Source organism: Enterococcus sp. 10F3_DIV0382 (assembly GCF_002140245.1).
GTDB classification, from domain to species: domain Bacteria; phylum Bacillota; class Bacilli; order Lactobacillales; family Enterococcaceae; genus Enterococcus_B; species Enterococcus_B lactis.
In genome coordinates, this window is the sequence record NZ_NGMF01000001.1 from 188,879 (window position 1) to 207,487 (window position 18,609).

The window sequence follows — 18,609 nt, forward strand, 5'->3', positions numbered from 1 at the left end:
GACACAACGACTTCAAGCGATAGCACAGATTCTACTACCACAAGTGATAGTACAGATACAACTACCACATCAAGTGATAGCTCGGATTTTACTACCACTTCAAGTGACAGTATCGATACGGCAGATACAACATTTATCACAAGTGATAGTCGTCATGCAAGTGTCTCTTTCCCAAGAACAAGTTCGGATAACAAGACGAACGTTAACTTAGCTAATAAAACAAGCGATGATCGTTTAAATAAATCGAAAAAAGTACTTCCTAAAACTGGAAGTCAATCAAATAATTGGATAACAATCGCAGGCGTTATATTACTTGTAATCGGTTTAAGAATCACTTTCATGAGTAATAAGAAGTCGAAAAGATAAAAAAATGAACCGAGATAAAAAATAAAGAGCAACGTCAGTTAGTGACATTGCTCTTTATTTTTGCTTGTTAACATCAAAAAAGCCATTTCAAGTGATCCAAAAACACGTAGATTTCATCCTTAGGAATTTATCCACGTGTTGCACCAATTTCTGTTCAGTCTTTGCGGTCTAGAATCAATTGAGTAAGGGAAAAAAGATTTTCTCTCGTTCGAAGAGAGGTATCAGGTAATTTCTTGATTTCTTTCAACGCCTTTTCTGTGTAGGCTGCTGCTAATTTCTTGGCTTCTCCCACACCTCCTGTACGTTCAACGATTTTGCGTACAGCTTCAATATCTTCTTCTGTCATTTCCGTTTTCTTCTCTAAATAAGGCAGTAAACTCTGTTTGTTTTTTTGCAAAGAATAGATCAATGGCAAAGAATAGACTCCTTGACGCATGTCTTCTAGTACAGGTTTCCCGATTTCCTGACTCTCTTTTGTATAATCCAAAATATCATCGATAATTTGGAAGGCCATCCCGATAGAGAGTCCGATATCTCCTGCTTTTTTTGCGAAACGCTCGCTTGTTCCACTTTCAAAAGCGCCAACAGAACAACTTAGTTGGAACAATTCAGCTGTCTTACCTGAGATATTCTCCAAATATTCTTTTACAGAAAGTTCATAATTATAGCGATCATCCATCTGCCCTAATTCGCCATTCAATACTTTTTCCATACTGCGAGAATTCAATTGAAGACTTTTCAGGGAAGTCGAGTAATCAGACAATAGTTTAAAACAGCAGACGAATAAATAATCTCCTGCATAAACAGAAACGACATTCCCAAACTGACTACGGATATTAGGCTGACCACGCCGCAGATCTGCTTCATCAACGATATCATCATGAATCAGTGTGGCCGTATGGAGCATTTCGATGGAAGCTGCCAAAGCGATGGCTTTGTCCCGGTCTTGCTCTGGTCCAAATTGTGAGAACAGTAGCTGATAGGCAGGTCGCAACAGTTTTCCGCCAGCATGGATCGTTTCTTTGATTGCTTGTTCGACAGGTTTGTTTTTCAGACGGACAGTTTCTTCCATCCGTTTTAGTGTTTCTGTCAATTCTTTACTTAAAGCAGGATAGTTTTCCCACATTGGATGTAGCTTCATAAAAAAACTCCTTGTGTGACGATTATTTTTTGGTAAACATCGGGCTCCATTGTTGTTTGGTTCCCTGCTCATAATCTTTTTGGAATCGTTGCAGTGTCTGCACATGTCGTAAAAGATAATTCGCCGCGATTCCGATAGCGATTCCTGACAATATTCCTAAAACGGAAAGGACTGGCAAGTACAGCATGACTGTCCATGATTGCGCAATGAAAGAGGCCATCAAAAGTTGACCGACATTATGCATGAACCCACCGGCCGCACTGATCCCGATGATACTGATACGTTTGGGTCCTAATTGCTTGACCAATAACATCCCAAAATAACTGAGCAGAGCACCGCTCATGCTGTAAAGGAACGTGGAAATCGTTCCACCTAGCAAGGTAGTCAGGAATAGTCGCAGCCACAATAGCAAGAAGCTGTCCCGTTTTTTCATGGTAAAAATCGCAACGATCGTGATCAGGTTGGCTAAGCCCAATTTTGCTCCAGGCGCAAAAGCAAAAGGATAAGGAATCATATTTTCCAATAAGCCAATGATCACTCCTTGTGCAACAAGTAGCGAAATATAAATCATTTTTTGTAATTTGCTCATGGTGTGTGAAGGTCTAATAAATCAGACTGTCTTCGTCACCCCCATCTGTAGATCGGACCTCGATCACTAATTTATGTGGTAAACAAACAATGGTTTCACCATTTTTCGTTGCCCAGCCTCGACGTACGCAGATCTGGTCATCGCAGTCTGCTTCTTTTATCCGTACTCGATCGCCATCTATCTCAATCAAGTTATAATCTCCGTGTTTATCTTTGTAAGTATATGTGTAGCTCTTTTCTCCAGCCATCAAAGGGAATGTTTTGATTTCTGTGCCATCCACACGCAGTACCGCTTCTTTTTCTGCTGTTGCGGTATTTTGCTGAAGACCAAAAATCATGACTGGTAAAAAAGAAAGAACAGTCAAAAGCAAAATAATAAAAACATCCCAAGGTTTGAGCAGACTTTTTTCAGCAAATTCTTTAAGGCTCATTTTTGTTCTCCTTTTTCCAGATTAACTCACCCAATTTTAGCATAAAAACAAGAGGTTGTGACACCTGTGCCTTGCTTTGAGTAATAAGAACGAAGAATAGAAAGCAGCTTTCCATGTTTTCTAATTCTCTGGGCTTATTACCGAGAAGCAGCAGGTGGAACACCGTTTATATCAAGAGGTTGTGACAGAAGTGGGCAGCTTCAAGAAATAAGAAGGAATTTATGAAAATTGCTTCTCAAATTTTTGTGAAATTTCGTCTTATTTCCGAAGAAGCTACTTCTGGAATACCGTTTATCAGAGGTTATGACACCTGTGTCTTGCTCATGGAGGTTTATCTCGGGCATCTTATTCCTTTGTTTTACATAAAAAGGAGGCTGCGACGGTTTGCCTCAGCCCCTTTCTATTGAAAATCTTGCATTCAAATAACGTTGTTCATTTATTTTTATCTATTTATTTCTTGCCGTATTGGGCACTTGGTCTACCGTACCACCAATTGCCTAGTGTACGTTGTAGCCACGGAATCACCCAACGATCCAAACCAATCGCACGACCAGAGCCGTTCATCAATGCGAAAGCAACAAAAATGAACCAAATGTTTACCCAATAAAACATTCCTGATAAACAGAATGTGATCACTAATACGATCGTTGTCGCACTGCATAGCCATGTGAATAATCCAGCAATCAATGCTAATGCCAAGGCGATTTCAAAGAATACCATAAATTTTTGGAAGAACATTGCTACATCATTATTTGGCATGATTACTTGCATAATCTTCGTGAACCAGTCTGGTGACTTCTCGATCACAGCCATTGGTTCTTCTCCGTATGCATAACTCAAACCGAAATGTGCAGCATGAGTCGCTGCTTCTCCGGCACTTGCCCCTGCTCCGCTGGCAGCTGTGGTTGCATCTCCAGCAGCAGAAGCACCACTGGCAACATCTGTTACATTATATTCCCACGTCCAAGGAAATACACTGTTTCCAGTGAACCATGATCCTTCACCAAACCAAGTACTTGGTCTGAACACTTCACCATTACCAATGATTTTTTTGGAAGCTTCAACGAACCAAACTAAACCATAGAAAATACGAAGTGGCACACTCCATAAGACGTTACCGTAACGAGAAGAATGTCCTCGAGTCACGTTGCGATCGTCTTTGATATGGAAAAACTCATGCATTAAATATTGGAACATATAATAACCAGAACGAATATCAAAGAAGTATTTCAAATTCACGATATGTTTCATTACGATAGCTAAAAATCCGCTTAAATGGATCTTGTCAAATAGGTTAGCTACCCCCCATTTGGCACCAATAGAAACCATAAATCCTTGATAGTTTCCTTTAAATTTATGCTTTTCTCCGCCTTTGATCGAAGCCACGATATTCGCTGCGGCTGTGTGTCCTGTTTGTTCAGCAGCTTGGACGATCTGCGGTGTCGGTGTTCCTGGAAACTCTTCATAAAAGACTAAATCACCGATGATATAGATGTTTTTATCTTCGTAGCCTTTTGCCTGCATGTATTCATTGGCGATCAACCGCTGTCCGCGTGCTGCTTCTAATCCAAAATCAGCAGCATCAGAAGTTCCTTTAACACCAGCTGTCCAAATCAGTGTGTGGGTCGGAATGTTGCGTCCGTCCTTCAGCTTGATATGATCCGCAGCCACTTCTACGATTGGTGCATTCAATAATAATTCTACATTGTGCTTACGCAAATAGCGTTCAGCTTTTGCAGCATCATTTCGGTCTAACATATTCAAGATCGTCGGCATTGCCTCTACGACCATCAGTGTGATCTCGTTTGGATCCAACTTGTAATCTTTGGCTAAGCGATTTTTCCAGTCAATCAGTTCCCCAATCATTTCAATACCGGTAAACCCAGAACCACAGACAACGAAAGTCAGCATGGCTTTACGCAACTCATCATTTGGTTCCAACGCAGCTTTTGCTACTGTTTTCTCAATATGTTCACGTATCCTTACAGAATCTTCAAATGACCAAAGGGTAAATCCGTGAGCTTTGACACCAGGTGTACCAAAGTCATTCGGCTCTCCGCCCATTCCAAGGATCAGCTGATCAAAAGGATAGGAACCCAATTTGGTCTTGACGATTTTCTGTTCTTTATCGATACCGACAACTGTATCTGTGACAAGTTGTACATTCTTTTGACGAGCAAACAAATGCTGCAGATCGTATTGGATTGCTTCTGGTTCTACACGTCCGCCAGCTACTTCATGCAACTCGGTCATCATAGTATGGTACGAATGACGATCGATCAGAGTAATTGCTACATCTTCTTTTTTCAGTTTTTTTGCCAAGTATTTTGTAGCTGAAACACCGGCATATCCTGCTCCTACAACGACAATATTTTGCTTTGCCATTGATCATCCGCTCCTTATAGACTATCTATATAATAAATATATGATAATTCTTTTAGTTTGATACTTATTACACAATCTCCATATATTATATAGATGTTCTGTTCTTTTGTCTAACTCCTTTTGGATTTTTTTCAAATTTTAAAATAAAGCGTTTTTTCACGAAATTTGCTGAAAGAAAACGTTTGAAATATTACGCGGGTTATTTATCAAAAATAGTTGACTTATAGGCTAAAAAGATTAGAATGTATAATGAATCACAAAGAAAAATTGTGGACTAAAAATGGAATGGTGGGGTATTAAAATGAAGAAAAAACGTTTTGTAACTGGATTTGCCGTGTTAGCATTTTCAGCTCTAGTGTTAGGCGCTTGCGGCGCAGATGATAACGGAAGTTCAAATTCTTCTTCTGAATCATCTACAGCACAATCTTCAACTGCTACAGCACAATCTTCAACTGCAAAAAGCACAACAGAATCATCTACAAAAGTTGTTGCTGGCGGAGACTTGCAAGACGGCACATATAAATTAGAAGAAAAAAATTATTCAAATGGTTACCGCGCAGTTTTTGAAATGGTTGTAAAAGACGGTAAAATTACTGAATCAAAATATGATAACGTCAATGAAAACGGCGAATCAAAAACAAAAGATGCAGAATACAACAAAAACATGGAAGCAAAATCTGGCACAAATCCAGAAAAATATATTCCTGAGTTGAACGACCAATTCTTAAAAGCACAAAGCGCAAGCGGTGTGGAAGTCGTAACTGGAGCTACTCACTCATCTGAAAGCTTCCAAAACTACGCACAACAATTGATCCAAGCTGCTCAAGCTGGGAACACAGATACAATTGAAATCGACAATGGTGCTGACTTGAAAGACGGCACTTACAAGCTAGAAGAAAAGAACTACTCTAACGGCTACCGTGTGCAATTCGAAATGACAGTTGCTGGCGGCAAAGTAACTGAATCAAACTTTGATTATATCGACAAAGACGGTAAATCAAAACAAGATGATACAGAATACAATGAAAACATGAAAGCCAAAAGCGGAACAGAACCAAAAACTTACATCCCTACTCTTAACGATGAATTCGTCAAAGCAATGGGTGAAGAAGACGGCTCACCTGCTGATGTAGAAGTTGTTACAGGTGCTACACACAGCTCACATTCATTCATCATGTACGCACAACAATTAGTGAATGCAGCTGAAAAAGGCGACACTCAAACAATCGAAGTAGACAATATCGTAACAGAGTAATATCATATAACCATATTAATAAAAGTTGGAGGGTGGGACGATAGCCAGATTAGGCAGTCGTCTCACCTTTCAAAATGAAGAGAGGAAAACAATGCGGAAAAAACTACTATTTTCCTTAATCACACTGGGCATCTCTTTTATGGTGCTAACTGGCTGTACTAATTCAGCAAAAAAAACAACCACTGAAAGTTCAGCTTCTACCAAGATCTTGAAAGATCCGTACTCTGATGAACAGTTCTTGTTAGGGACTTACGTTCGTATCCGTGTGTATGATGAAGGCAAAGAAGCAGCATTGAAACCTGCCTTTGATCGAGTAAAAGAGCTTGGTGATAAAATCACGATCAACCAAAAAGGTTCCGAGATTGATGAAGTGAATGAACAGGCTGGAATCAAACCCGTAAAAGTTTCTGACGACGTCTACACATTAGTCAAACGAGCCTATGAATACAGCCAAGATTCTCAAGGCGGATTCGATATGGCAATCGGTGCAATCACTCAATTATGGCGAATCGGATTTGATGACGCCAGAAAACCTTCACAAGAAGAAATCGATCAGGCATTGAAATTAGTGGATTATCATAAAATTGAACTAAATGACCAAGAAAAAACGGTCTATCTAAAAGAAAAAGGAATGATCATCGACTTAGGGGCAATCGCCAAAGGCTACATTACAGACGAAGTAGTGAAAGTCTTGAAAAAACAAGGTGTGACTACTGCTATCGTTGATTTAGGTGGGAATGTCTATGTCTTAGGACACAGCCCAAGAGGCGAAAACCAAGACTGGACAGTCGGCATCCAAGATCCAAATATGGCTCGTGGCTCTGTTTTAGGTTCTATCAAAGAACGGAACAAAACATTAGTTACTTCTGGAATTTATGAGCGCTATTTAGAAGTAGATGGCAAAAAATACCATCATTTGTTTGATCCAAAAACAGGTTATCCATTCGACAACGATATCGCAAGTGTCACGATCATAACAGATAAATCCATTGATGGTGACGGTCTGTCTACAGCAGTCTTTTCAATGGGTGTGAAAAAAGGTCTGGAATATGTTGAAAGTGAATTGAACAATGGGACGGAAGCAATCTTCGTGACAAAAGACGATAAAGTATATGTGACCGATCCGATCAAAGACACTTTCAAATTATCTGAGGACTCCCATTACACGATGGGTGACCGTTCTGAACTAAAATAAGGAGCACGAACCATGACACTAAAAATCTTTTTAGAAGTAGTTGAAATACGAACAAAGGTGGCTAGTGTATTTCCTTTTGCGGTAGGGGTATTATTCTCTATCGCTTTTTTTAACGAGATACATTGGTTGAACACTTTTTTATTTTTTGTTGGGATGCTAGTTTTTGATTTAGCGACAACCGCGATCAATAATTACATGGATTATGAAAAGGCGCATTCTGAAGTATATAAGTATGAAGAAAACGTCATTGGTCGCCGAAATCTATCCCCTGTATTGATCCGAAACATGATTTTAGCGATGATCGCATTTGTTTTTGTTATTGGCGTTATTTTAACAATCAATACGGGTTGGCTTTTGCTTTTGATGGGATTTATCTGTTGTTTTATCGGAGTATTCTATACATTCGGTCCCATTCCCTTGTCTCGAATGCCTTTAGGGGAAATCTTCAGCGGGGTGACTATGGGACTTGGGATTTTTGCCATGGTCGTTTATGTTAATACATTCGGTTCGGATGTCTATGATCTGACAATCGATTTTTCATCCGGGCAATTTGCTTTGGTAGGAAACCTTTGGGCTATAGCAGCCATTGTATTGGCTTCCTTACCCTTGGTGTTTACGATTGCCAATATCATGTTAGCTAATAATTTGCGAGATCTTGACCGCGATATTGAAAATCATCGCTATACACTGGTTTTTTATATCGGACGCCCAGCAGGAACAGTCTTATTCCAGTTATTGATGTATGCTTGCTATTTTGTGATCTTGATGGGCTTGTTGAGTGGTATCTATGAATGGCCAATCTTAGTCACCTTCTTGACTTTGCCAATTGTGAAAAAGCATTTAGATCAATTCAAGCAAACATTACCCCAACCTATCAGTTTCAGCTATTCCATCAAAAATATGGTCTTATTCAATGCTAGCTATGTATTGGGTCTATTACTAACGATCATTGTGCAATCCATTTAACGATTTGAAGAGGTTGTGACAGAAGTGGTCAGCTTCAAGAAATAAGAAGGAGTTTACGAAAATTGCTTCTCAAATTTTTGTGAAATTTCGGCTTATTTCCAAAGAAGCTACTTCTGGAACACCGTTTATTCGGAAAAAGGAACTGCGACAAGACTTTTGTCACAGTTCCTTATTTTTTTGATTCGTATCAGCGAACTTGATGAGAATTTTCTTGAACTAATGAATTTCTCATAGACTTAGCATTTTTACGCGCTTGTCCTACTTTATTTTCTAAGTTTGGATTTTGTTTATTAATCTCTCCTTCTCTACGCACAGCTGGCAATAAATTGTTCAACTCTTGAGATATTTCTTGTTCATTGAGAAGGTGTAACTTGACATTAGCAGTATCAGCAAGATCTTTGATCGTACTGATAACATCCGCTGTTTCTTTAGGATAAAATTTATTGTAACTGTTTTTTAAAGCTGCTAAAGCAAATCCTTCTTTATAGTTCAACTGTTCAAATGTTTTACTACCTTTTACATAACTGGGTTTATTTTTGATTTCTTCTCTTTTTCTATATATTTTTTGCTCAAGATTATGCATTTTCTGACAAATCTTTCCATAACTAATTAAATTTTTTTGATATTCTTGAATTAGTTCTACAGATGGGTTATAAATCAACATTCTATTTTTATATTCGCCAGATTGAAATGCTTTTTTTAATTCTGCTTTATACACGGGGTTGTTTAGCTCTATCTCTTCCTTCTGTATTTCTCTTTGTCCCTTAACCAATTTTCGTTTTATCGCGTGCCATTCTTTACAAACGTTTTTGAAATCCTGATTCAGCAATTCTTTTTCTTTTTTTAAGTCCTTCTTATTAGGCATTTTTTCAGACCTCGCTTTTTGTTTTATTAAGCCTACCTGTTGGCTTTGCTGTTTTACCGACAACCGTTTTTTTTTATGACTTGATCTTCTCTAGGATTATTTGGGGTACTTTTAAGGGCTGCTCTAGCTTTAATAATGTCTTCTAACGTGATTTGAAAATTACTAGGCGGGCGTTCTTTATTCACTTGTTGCTTGTATAATTCAATCCCAAAATTTGCTGTCTTCCGGATATCATTCATTGATTGTTCAACGTTATGACTTAAATAGGATTTGGCTGTGCCCACCACATACCCTTTCCTTTTCATCGTCTTACTTTTATACTGATAATCATTTTTGTTATTCAATAACTTTCTTACATCTAGAATCTGTTCTTCGACATCTGCTAATCGTTGATTCCACACCCTATATGTTTCTTTTGTTTGATTATATTCATCAAGCAACACTTGCCTTTCAGGAGGTGCAGTCATTTTTTCCTGTTGTTTGTTTAACTTTTTTTCGATTTTTTTGACGTTATCTAAAATATAAGTAAAGTGTTTATTTAGTACGTTCTTACTGTTGCGTAAATAAGCTTTTTCTCGTTTATCCATCATGAACCTCCGCTTTATTCGCTAAATCGAGTCATGTGCTGTTGACCATTGCGCCTTGTTTCATTTGTCTATTGTTGAGATACAAACTGTTATACGCTTGATTTAGAAAATGCTTAGGAAGAGATGGAAATCTCGTTCTTCCTAAGCACTTTCGATTTTTTCACTTATCTAGATCTTGATGGTGGTGAAATTCTTCTCTCATTAAGCACCCTTTCATTCCATTTGTTAGCTTTCTTAGTTGCGGAAGCTGTAATCTCACTTAATGAACGTTTCCGGTTCTGTGTTGGACTTTGGACCCGCGCTCTAGCAGCTTTGTTGCTTCTTAGTAGTTCAACCCCCTCTGCTTTTGTTCCTCCTGAATTTTGCATTGACGGTCCTAGTTCTCTATTGATGTTATTCCGTGATATAGTAATTTCTGGCTTTTTGCCTTTTAGATCCTGACTTTGGGTCTGACTCTCATTTTGGACTGCTCCATTTTTTTGGTTCTCTTGTTTTTTTTCTTTTTGTTTCCCTTGCATTTTTTCCACAAAATCGATGCTTCTTGTTCTAGCGTTATATAAAAGTTTAAACATAACTATTGGAACACGAGGTAGGCTTTTAATAGTCTCGCGAAACCTTCTCTGTCTCACAAGATTGATCGTTCCTCTTACAATTCTATATAGAGACTTCACGGCAAATAATAAAATACGGGGAGTACTTTTAGCAAGATAGAGAAACCCTCTTTCCGTGAGTTCTACTTCTTTGTCTTTGCTAGCATTGTTTCCATCCATTAGCTTGTCACATCTCTTTCAGTGATAATGACCTTGTTCCCTTCTTCATCTGTTGTCTCTATCGTCCGTTCGGGCAAATCGTCTCGTGTTGTCCCATCTTGCGTTAGTGTGACATCGTCATATTTTTTTTCATAGTAAGAGTTCCACTTGAAGGTCCCTACTGGTCCTGCCAAAATATATTTTGATCCTTCCTCTGTTATTTTGAAGTTGATATCTTGCTTTCTATCGTTACTATCGGTTCTGCTTAAAGAAATGGTTGCTCCACTTTGTTCGGTAACTATTCCTGAAATAGTATATTTGAAAGTCTCCGTCTCCTCATCGTCACCTTCGATTTTCGTTTGGACGTACTCTCCGTCTTTGAATTCCAACTTGAATGTTCGATCTGAATTTTTGTTCTCCCAGTGACCTTGCGTCAAGATATCAGACCACATTTGGTTCACTGCTTTTTCAGCCGCTTCGATTTGTTCGGCATTTTCTGATTCCATTTTTTGTTTGATGTCTTCATTCGGATATAAGAAAATCTCTTCTTCTCCTTCTTTCAGATACATCACTGTGCTACCCATCCGTGTTTGTAATTGGAATTCCTTTGTTTTTCCATCTTCTGCTTCTAAAACCATAATGTTTTGGTCCTTGAGGTAGTATTCGCCTTTAGGAATCCAGGAAGAAGCCCAGTAAGTTCCATCTGCATCTAACTCGATATACATATCATCCGAACGGTTCGAATACCATGTTCCGCTGTAGATTGTTCCGTTATAACGTCCGATCGTTTCTTTGCTTTCTTGGGTCTGTTCTGTCTTATCATTTGCTTGGGCTGTTTCCTTTGGTTTCCCACTCATCAGTGAATAAGTGACAAGAGTAATAACGACCACGATTAGAACAGCTAAACCTATAATGATGTTTCTTCCAGCTTTCGTCTCTAAAAAATTTTTAAGCATCTTCGCACCTTTCTTAAAAAATAAGATTATGGGGTTCCATACCCCGAGATAGCTATGCTATCTAAAGCATAGGTTCTTCTTCTTACTCGATTGTCGGAATTTCCTTCGATGACTTGGACCATTCCGCCCCCTGCATATTCCACGATTCCGACAAAATCCTTGCCAGTTCTTCCACCTGTCCAATCAAAGAAAATAAGATCACCAGATTGTGGTAAATACTCTTCATCATGACGTTTGAATTTTTCATTTTCGTAGAACCAGTCTCTCATCGCTAATACATTCGGAGTCTTCAATACTCGATTCTGGTTGATATACCCTGCTTGATCTGCCACCCATGAAACGAACATCGCAGACCATTCTGCACGATTTTCAAAACCAAACCAGCGCCAGTATTTATCACCATTCAAATTCCCTAACTCTTCTCTAGCTATTTCTACCATACGTCCACTCTCGACCATGATATTATTCGTTACAAGTTGCGCATAAAACATATTTCCATAATCATATCGCCACGTATAACCAAACCGCAACGCAATAGGATTGTGATACGGAACGGTTTTCCCATTACTTTTATCTCGGGCAAAGATTCTGCTGTCATCAAAGGAGTAATCACTATTTCTTCGGATCAAGTCATCTAAATATCCTTCTCCAAAGTTATATGCCTGGACAGCAGCTCGCTCATTCTTCTGGTTTTCCTGTGCTTTTTTCAGAAGACGAGCAAAATAACGTACGCCAACTTCGATGGATTCTTCTGGACTTCTAATTGAATTAGGCGGTCTTCCTTGTGATTCACTGGCTTGCATGATATCCGGAAATTCTCTCTCATTTCCGCCTGTTTCTACCCAGATAATAGATAAAATCGCATTTTCATACCCTTCGATATCATTCTTCTTTGTCTCTTCGGCCACTTTCTCCCGCCATTTAGTAACAGAAGCTGGTGGATTGATTAGTTCCCCTCTCAACCCTCCCCCACTGCGGAAATAACCGAGATTCGTCTCATGAGCAAAAGAAAGATTATCGATATATACTGCTGGATATAGTGGTGGATCTGCGTGCCAGAAACGATAAAGTTCCATATCCATAAGCAAATTACCACCATTATCAGAACGAGTATATCCAATAAGGTCACCTGCAGATAATCGCTGACCTGAACGTAGTCCAGGTACAAGATTGATATTTCGATAATGCAGATAAAATGAAAATTCATTGATGTAGACCCATGTACGTAAACCTGGACTGCCTGTATCCCCCCCTAAGGTCCCATCAATCGTTTCTTCTCCCATTGCGTAGACTGGCGTCCCTGGCTCTGCTTCTAGCACAATATCATTGTTTCTATCATCTGGATTTCGTCCACGATATCCGTAATTTTCGATTACACTTGCGTAATGAGTGGCTCCGAATGGATTAAGTAAAAAGATTTTGTTCTCAAAGCGATCTAAATCACTGATTGGATAATATTTATCAACTTCCTCTTCATCAAATGCAGATACTCTGCCGTAATAAGGATCATTGTTTGAAGGAATAATTCCTCCTCTCATCGTATAGACATCTACTTCCGGGTCTGAATCTAGCATTTCTCCTAATGTTTGGATGTTGATATTTATTGTGACAATATCTTTTGTTTCCGTCTTGACTTCTACTTTCTCTTCTCCAGTCTCTTCATCGATCGTGACGGTCGTTGTTTCAATCTGTTTGCCAAGTTCGGCCAGTGTACTGTAGTTATAGACCATATCATGGATTGCAAGGATCTCATCTCTGACTTTATTCACTCTAACTGGATGATCAGTCAATGTATATGGAGCATCTGCAAAAATAGCATAGATACTTCCACGATTAGGAATCCATTGACCGGTTTTTTGAGCAATCCTTTCCCGATATTTCGCTATTGCTAATTCATCGATATCGTAATCTTCGAATTTTGCATTCAAATAGTATAAGTAACTATCGCCATTTGAAGAATATAAAAACGTCTCGGGATCTGATTGGACACCATTGACCATGAAGTACACTTCATCGAATGCGTCGTCATTGATCAAATTTTGGTAAGCATTGTAAACATTCTTATTTTTGAGAGCATCTAGATGTGTGACGTAACGATAGGCTTCTTCAAGCGCCATATCTTCGGTCTTTATCACGAATAGACTAGCAATAAACATGAAAATAGAAATAACAACTGTGATGACGGTTATGACTATTGCAACGATGGTAATGATGATAATCAGTTTCAACAATATCGGTACTAAAATAAACAGCGCAATCAATAGCCCGATTAAATTCAAATTGCCGTCCCCATCTCGTCCTACCTTATCAATCACTAATTCCTTTATCTGTGAACGAAAACGATTTTTAGGCGAAATATTTCGTTGTAATGAACGGTCTACTTTATGTTTCATATTCTTGACGCTATATGTGCTCGCTCGTCCAGATTGTCTCTTATATTTCTGGCTCGTTTGACCCGTTTGCTTCGATTGAGCAGAGAGAGTCGAACGCTGATATTTTCTTTTATAAGATTGAGTAGAAAATTGAGTTGATTTAGCTTGTCGAGTAACGGTCGCTTGCTTTTGTTGTAAAGAAGCTTTTTTTGCTTCACTGACATATCCCGTATACTTCAATTCTTTTTGCAAAAACTGCTTTTGATATTTTTGCTTGCGAGTAATGACTTGGGTTGTTTGCTTATCTGAAATGACACTATTTCGATATGTCTGCTCATTCGGTTTTTCCCGTTGAATGATATGTTGTTGGTTCGTTTGGCGAGCATTTTCCAACTTTAGCTCTTTTTTTGATTTTAAAAGTAATTGTCTTCTTCGAAATAACTTTTGCTGTTTCGCGATTTTTGGATTGTGCACTGCGACAATTCTTTTTTCGAGAAGCATGGCACGAAGGCGTTTTTTACGCGTATTCGAAGTTATCAGTTTTACTTTTTTCCCGTTTTTTTTCTTCAACCGAATGTTTTTCTTTTTCTCACTACTCGTTTTGAAGACTTTTGTTTTTGATGATTTCTCACCGTTTCTATTTAAAACAATATTTTCTGCTTTAGACTTGGAAGTGGAGCTGCTTCCTTTCTCATCCTCTCTTTCGTTATCCAGTTCAATATCTCCTCTTGGATTTTCCGAATCAGCCACTATCACATATCCTTTCTGCTTGTTTTTACTTTATTATGTTTCTCCAGGCTTGGTCGACATCATTTTGTACAGCTTCGTATCTTTTGGAAAATGATCGTAAAACGGGAGAGTGGTATCCCCAAATACCATTAATCCATAGCCTTCTGGAGAATTGACTACGTATTTCTCTTGTTCTTCTGAGATATCGAATAATCGAACGAGCTGTGTCCTGTCTGATTTAGCCTGATTGAGCATCATGACGAAGTCACTGTTAGACAACATTCTTCGTGCAAGATCCGATAGCAGCAATGTCTCCACATTCTGAGTAATCCCTGTTGGAATGGCCCCCCATTTTCTTGCCCGACTCCATAATTCAAAAAAGTAATTCTCTGAATATTCATTGGTGAACAAAAGTTGCATCTCATCGATATACAGCCATGTTCGCACGCCTCGTTCCCTGTTTTCCGTGATCCGATTCCATACTTGGTCTAAAACGATCAACATCCCCATTGTCTTCAATTGTTTCCCAAGATCTTTAATATCGTAAATGACAAGCCGCTTCGTGATATCCACGTTTGTTTTGGCAGAAAACACTGACAAACTTCCTTCGATATAAATCTCTAGATCCATGACTAACTGCTTTGCTTCTTCTTCTTCCTGTTCTTTTAATATGTTATAAAAATCAACAAAAGTCGGCATATCACCGCTCATTATTTCATATGTTCTACGACAGACTCGGTCGATCAGCGTTTTTTGAGCAGAACTCAAACCTAGTGCCCCACCAATAATCAAATCGAACAACGAAATCAAGAATTCTGACTTCAATACTACAGGGTCGGTATCGTCCCCATAGTTTTCATTGATATCCATCGGGTTGATCGTTGTTGCAGAATCACTGGATATCTTGATGATCTCTCCATTGAAATTCTGACCGATGACCGAATACTCCCGTTCTGGATCAATAATGATGACTTCATCCTCTGCATCTCGTAACAAGACATTGACTATCTCCCGTTTGACAGAAAAACTTTTTCCGGAGCCCGGTGTCCCAAGAACGAATCCATTGGGGGCTTTTAAAAGTTTTCTATCTAGTGAAAGAATATTTTTAGAAATAGCATTCACTCCATAATATTTTCCGTTTTCTTGGATCAAATCAGATATGGTGAATGGGATAAAAATCGCTGTGCTGGCTGTTGATAGCGTACGATCTAACGGTATCGAATTTATTCCTAGCGGGAGTGTTGCATTTAGTCCATTCTCCTGCATAAATTCTAATTCAATGATCTTGAATCCAAAACGACGTCCTACTGCATTCACTTCGTCTTGAATCTCCGCCAGCTGTTCAGTTGTTCCTGCCCGAAAATGAATCGAGCTTGTCATCGCATAAAGCTTTTGACCTCTATTTTGCAAATCGTCTACCAAGCCTTTTGCTTCTGTTAATGAATACGAAAGGTCATAAGAAAGCATTTCGTAATCATATCCGTTTTGCAACGCCTTTTTTTGCTCATCGACTTTTTGTTGCTCCATGAATGCTAGCTTTGTTTTCACTAAATCAAAAGCTTCATCTTGCTCTAGAGGATCAATATGAAGAGTAATCACTAATTCTTTCGGGATTTCTAACAGCTCGTATAAGAACGTATCTGCTAATTCAGAAGGATATTCTTGAAGATAAATCGTTTTTGCATAATGCGTATCTACCTTTAGATAGTTTTTGTTTTCTTTTATCTCAATGACTTCTGGCAATACATCTTCGACCTTTTGCTTCTCTCTTTTATCATCTGTCCCTAAAATCTCTGAGAGGATTGTCAATAATTCTGTTTTTTCGATGCGCTTGATCTTGCTTCCTAATCGACTGGCAAACATTGCAAAGCGATCAGCCACCATTTCTAGTTCTTTTTCTGCATGCTCTATTTTTGTATGTTTTTGTACAAAAGTGAACAAGATACATTTGCGGTACCCATTTTTTTCTTCATCTAATTTTCTAGAGATGACTTCATTCATTTCTGACCGGTAGTCATCTAAAAAGTCACCTTTTTCTTGATAATAAAGAACTTTTTGCAAATCTGCTAAAGGTCGTTTCTTTTTATAGACGGTCAGCTGTAATTTCGTCTTACTACTTAAGGAATTCAAAAAATCACAATACTGAGAAAAAATCTCGATTTGGTTGTCTTCAGACGATAATTGGTAATTGATGTCTTCTAGTTCGATGGTAGTAGAATAAGTGATATCATCGATTTGACAAATACCGCTAGGAAAGATTTCTTGAAATGCAAAAGTTGCTCTCAAAGGATCCGTCTCTTGTAGATCTTGTGATTTCTTTCCCTTCTTTTGTGCCTTTGGTTCATTGTTCTTCAATTTTTTCTTTAATTTTCTTGTTTGAGTGAATGACTTCAACTTCATCATGTTTCTTGTCCGCCTGTATCTTTATTTGTTTCTACATTTACGGTTTCAGCTACTTTTTTCTCTTCTTTCATTGATACCCCTTGCTTCTTACGGATGCCAGGAGAAAAATGATATTTGAAAAATTGTTTGATATACACTTCGAAGGTCAATCCATTTCGCTTGAACCAACCAAATGAAACGATTGGGATCGACGAAAGGATCATCAGCCAGCTGGTGATTTCCATCGGGATCTTCAGCCATGCGATGAAAATCAGACTGATCACGATATTTACTCCAGCGGCGATACTCAGACAAAGTAACTGCTTTAAAGTCATACCAGCGATTACTTTTTCTCTGTATTCTTTGATATCTTTCGGTACTTTTACTTCGACAGCCATAGTTCCTCCTTATGATGCAGAGAGCAATGTTTTTGCCCATCCTTTTGTTTTATTGATTGAAAGCAGTAGAGCAAGCATATAAATGGTCAATCCCATGATGATCCCCCAGATTCCGCTACCGACTTCTTCCATGATTTTTATAAACAAAAGCGGATAGATAACTAAGACCAAGCCAATAAATGTTGCTTGTAGTCCCGTGGCCGCAAAATTCTTGAAAAAGCTTTTCGACATTGCTGAAAATTCCTGGTTTGGAAGTGCCCCCATTGGGATTGGTGCCATAGCACAAAAAATATAAAGTTCCAAGAATCTTAGATAGATCGTTACTTGGATCAACACTCGCACAACAAGTGAAACCAAAAACATGATACACATGACTAATAGAATAACTAGTTGTTCCCACCATGAGAGGTCGGCGACTGCTGAACTTACCCGATCTGCTACATTATTCAGTACACCATCATTTCCAACCTCAATCACTCTGGCAGTCAAGTTGCTGGTAATAATGATGATTCCGTCTAATATGTCTTGGATTCTTAAAATTACTATGTAACAAAGCACGAATTTAATCAGTGCTTTCATAATCATCTCGAATCCAAGCATAGGGGCACCACCTGCCCCTTCTACTTTCATTGAGATCTTCTGGAACTCCAAAAGAACAAAAATAGCCAATATTGATAAGGCAATCGGTCCTACTACATGTTGCTGTAGACGCATAACCAAACTGTATGCATCATACATATAAGACTGCAGATCCTGACTCAACATAGCTTGTAAATCTTCTCCATTCAGATAAGCAATAATCTGATTGAAGAGACTCATTATCGCTGTGTGCATATGCTAAACTCCTATCATCCTCATTGTATTCAGACTCATGGCAACAAAGAACTCATATCAAAGGATGTAGCAAACCAGCCTGCAGCCACTAGAATTAAACCACCACCAACGATTTGCCAGATACCCTGCTGCAGCTGAGGTCCATTTTTATCTTTTAAGGCACCTGCTAAAATAATCGTCCCCCAAATGAGCCACAAACCGCCTCCAACTAAAGTAAAACGTGAAACTAATGTAAACACCTGTTGTAACAATCCTGAATCCATAATAATTACAGTCTCCTTCTCTAATTAATTTTTATTTTTTAAGCCTAATTTCAGTATAGCGAAAATTCTCCCTTACTCTCTCACAGTTATTTCTAAATTCAGAAAATTTTGGAACGTTTCAGAAAACATCTTTCTTGGTCATTTACA

At 38.5% G+C, this 18,609-nt stretch carries 17 protein-coding genes; 4 read left to right on the forward strand and 13 right to left on the reverse strand.

What is annotated here, in order from left to right; genetic code table 11:
• Positions 1-366: LPXTG cell wall anchor domain-containing protein (locus tag A5849_RS00910; protein WP_002345613.1), on the forward strand; the 366-nt coding region annotated here is incomplete at its 5' end.
• Positions 367-520: 154 nt separating this feature from the next.
• On the opposite strand, the gene A5849_RS00915 is transcribed toward A5849_RS00910, so the two are convergent.
• The 4 genes from A5849_RS00915 to A5849_RS00930 all read right to left on the reverse strand — a co-directional run bounded on the left by A5849_RS00915 (position 521) and on the right by A5849_RS00930 (position 4,911).
• Positions 521-1,507, reverse strand: a complete 987-nt coding sequence (locus A5849_RS00915; RefSeq protein ID WP_002310571.1) for a polyprenyl synthetase family protein — start codon at positions 1,505-1,507, stop codon at positions 521-523.
• A gap of 22 nt (positions 1,508-1,529) precedes the next feature.
• Positions 1,530-2,096: a Gx transporter family protein gene (locus tag A5849_RS00920; RefSeq protein WP_002310572.1), complete on the reverse strand. Its 567-nt coding sequence runs from the start codon at positions 2,094-2,096 to the stop codon at positions 1,530-1,532.
• Positions 2,097-2,109: 13 nt separating this feature from the next.
• Positions 2,110-2,526, reverse strand: a complete 417-nt coding sequence (locus A5849_RS00925) for a NusG domain II-containing protein (protein ID WP_002310574.1) — start codon at positions 2,524-2,526, stop codon at positions 2,110-2,112.
• 450 nt (positions 2,527-2,976) lie between these two features.
• A complete protein-coding gene (locus A5849_RS00930) occupies positions 2,977-4,911 on the reverse strand; it encodes an NAD(P)/FAD-dependent oxidoreductase (RefSeq protein ID WP_002310575.1) in 1,935 nt (644 codons plus the stop codon).
• A 301-nt stretch (positions 4,912-5,212) separates the two neighbouring features.
• Between A5849_RS00930 and pplA the strand changes: the two genes are divergently transcribed.
• The 3 genes from pplA (at position 5,213) to menA (ending at position 8,327) form a co-directional block, all read left to right on the forward strand.
• Positions 5,213-6,166 (forward strand): extracellular electron transfer flavoprotein PplA, encoded by a 954-nt coding sequence (gene pplA / locus A5849_RS00935; RefSeq protein WP_033628413.1) that lies wholly within the window; start codon positions 5,213-5,215, stop codon positions 6,164-6,166.
• Positions 6,167-6,257: 91 nt separating this feature from the next.
• A complete protein-coding gene (locus A5849_RS00940) occupies positions 6,258-7,361 on the forward strand; it encodes an FAD:protein FMN transferase (protein WP_002310577.1) in 1,104 nt (367 codons plus the stop codon).
• Positions 7,362-7,373: 12 nt separating this feature from the next.
• Complete coding sequence (menA, locus tag A5849_RS00945; protein ID WP_086309904.1) at positions 7,374-8,327, forward strand: 1,4-dihydroxy-2-naphthoate polyprenyltransferase; 954 nt, start codon at positions 7,374-7,376, stop codon at positions 8,325-8,327.
• A gap of 187 nt (positions 8,328-8,514) precedes the next feature.
• On the opposite strand, the gene A5849_RS00955 is transcribed toward menA, so the two are convergent.
• The 9 genes from A5849_RS00955 to A5849_RS00995 form a co-directional block, all read right to left on the reverse strand.
• Positions 8,515-9,192 (reverse strand): hypothetical protein, encoded by a 678-nt coding sequence (locus A5849_RS00955; protein ID WP_002320492.1) that lies wholly within the window; start codon positions 9,190-9,192, stop codon positions 8,515-8,517.
• Between the two features lie 53 nt (positions 9,193-9,245).
• A complete protein-coding gene (locus tag A5849_RS00960) occupies positions 9,246-9,779 on the reverse strand; it encodes a hypothetical protein (protein WP_002335244.1) in 534 nt (177 codons plus the stop codon).
• A gap of 164 nt (positions 9,780-9,943) precedes the next feature.
• A complete protein-coding gene (locus A5849_RS00965) occupies positions 9,944-10,549 on the reverse strand; it encodes a hypothetical protein (protein ID WP_002310581.1) in 606 nt (201 codons plus the stop codon).
• The gene (locus A5849_RS00970; protein ID WP_002314260.1) at positions 10,549-11,484 is read right to left on the reverse strand and encodes a hypothetical protein; all 936 of its coding nucleotides are present in this window, start codon (positions 11,482-11,484) and stop codon (positions 10,549-10,551) included. The genes A5849_RS00965 and A5849_RS00970 overlap by 1 nt, the downstream gene beginning before the upstream one ends.
• Before the next feature lie 26 nt (positions 11,485-11,510).
• Positions 11,511-14,606, reverse strand: a complete 3,096-nt coding sequence (locus A5849_RS00975) for a lysozyme family protein (protein ID WP_002345608.1) — start codon at positions 14,604-14,606, stop codon at positions 11,511-11,513.
• A 33-nt stretch (positions 14,607-14,639) separates the two neighbouring features.
• Positions 14,640-16,988, reverse strand: a complete 2,349-nt coding sequence (locus A5849_RS00980) for a VirB4-like conjugal transfer ATPase, CD1110 family (protein ID WP_002314258.1) — start codon at positions 16,986-16,988, stop codon at positions 14,640-14,642.
• Positions 16,985-17,365, reverse strand: a complete 381-nt coding sequence (locus A5849_RS00985; RefSeq protein WP_002314257.1) for a PrgI family protein — start codon at positions 17,363-17,365, stop codon at positions 16,985-16,987. The genes A5849_RS00980 and A5849_RS00985 overlap by 4 nt, the downstream gene beginning before the upstream one ends.
• Positions 17,366-17,374: 9 nt before the next feature.
• The gene (locus A5849_RS00990) at positions 17,375-18,199 is read right to left on the reverse strand and encodes a hypothetical protein (protein WP_002310587.1); all 825 of its coding nucleotides are present in this window, start codon (positions 18,197-18,199) and stop codon (positions 17,375-17,377) included.
• Positions 18,200-18,234: 35 nt separating this feature from the next.
• Positions 18,235-18,462, reverse strand: coding sequence for a hypothetical protein (locus tag A5849_RS00995; protein WP_002310588.1), 228 nt, complete (start codon positions 18,460-18,462; stop codon positions 18,235-18,237).
• Positions 18,463-18,609: the final 147 nt, after the last annotated feature.

What these genes read in the sequence shown, in the direction of transcription:
- A5849_RS00915 (WP_002310571.1), bottom strand. Translation starts at nt 1,507, where the DNA reads ATGAAGCTACATCCAATGTGGGAAAACTATCCTGCTTTAAGTAAAGAA.
- A5849_RS00920 (WP_002310572.1), bottom strand. Translation starts at nt 2,096, where the DNA reads ATGAGCAAATTACAAAAAATGATTTATATTTCGCTACTTGTTGCACAA.
- A5849_RS00925 (WP_002310574.1), bottom strand. Translation starts at nt 2,526, where the DNA reads ATGAGCCTTAAAGAATTTGCTGAAAAAAGTCTGCTCAAACCTTGGGAT.
- A5849_RS00930 (WP_002310575.1), bottom strand. Translation starts at nt 4,911, where the DNA reads ATGGCAAAGCAAAATATTGTCGTTGTAGGAGCAGGATATGCCGGTGTT.
- pplA (WP_033628413.1), top strand. Translation starts at nt 5,213, where the DNA reads ATGAAGAAAAAACGTTTTGTAACTGGATTTGCCGTGTTAGCATTTTCA.
- A5849_RS00940 (WP_002310577.1), top strand. Translation starts at nt 6,258, where the DNA reads ATGCGGAAAAAACTACTATTTTCCTTAATCACACTGGGCATCTCTTTT.
- menA (WP_086309904.1), top strand. Translation starts at nt 7,374, where the DNA reads ATGACACTAAAAATCTTTTTAGAAGTAGTTGAAATACGAACAAAGGTG.
- A5849_RS00955 (WP_002320492.1), bottom strand. Translation starts at nt 9,192, where the DNA reads ATGCCTAATAAGAAGGACTTAAAAAAAGAAAAAGAATTGCTGAATCAG.
- A5849_RS00960 (WP_002335244.1), bottom strand. Translation starts at nt 9,779, where the DNA reads ATGGATAAACGAGAAAAAGCTTATTTACGCAACAGTAAGAACGTACTA.
- A5849_RS00965 (WP_002310581.1), bottom strand. Translation starts at nt 10,549, where the DNA reads ATGGATGGAAACAATGCTAGCAAAGACAAAGAAGTAGAACTCACGGAA.
- A5849_RS00970 (WP_002314260.1), bottom strand. Translation starts at nt 11,484, where the DNA reads ATGCTTAAAAATTTTTTAGAGACGAAAGCTGGAAGAAACATCATTATA.
- A5849_RS00980 (WP_002314258.1), bottom strand. Translation starts at nt 16,988, where the DNA reads ATGATGAAGTTGAAGTCATTCACTCAAACAAGAAAATTAAAGAAAAAA.
- A5849_RS00985 (WP_002314257.1), bottom strand. Translation starts at nt 17,365, where the DNA reads ATGGCTGTCGAAGTAAAAGTACCGAAAGATATCAAAGAATACAGAGAA.
- A5849_RS00990 (WP_002310587.1), bottom strand. Translation starts at nt 18,199, where the DNA reads ATGCACACAGCGATAATGAGTCTCTTCAATCAGATTATTGCTTATCTG.
- A5849_RS00995 (WP_002310588.1), bottom strand. Translation starts at nt 18,462, where the DNA reads ATGGATTCAGGATTGTTACAACAGGTGTTTACATTAGTTTCACGTTTT.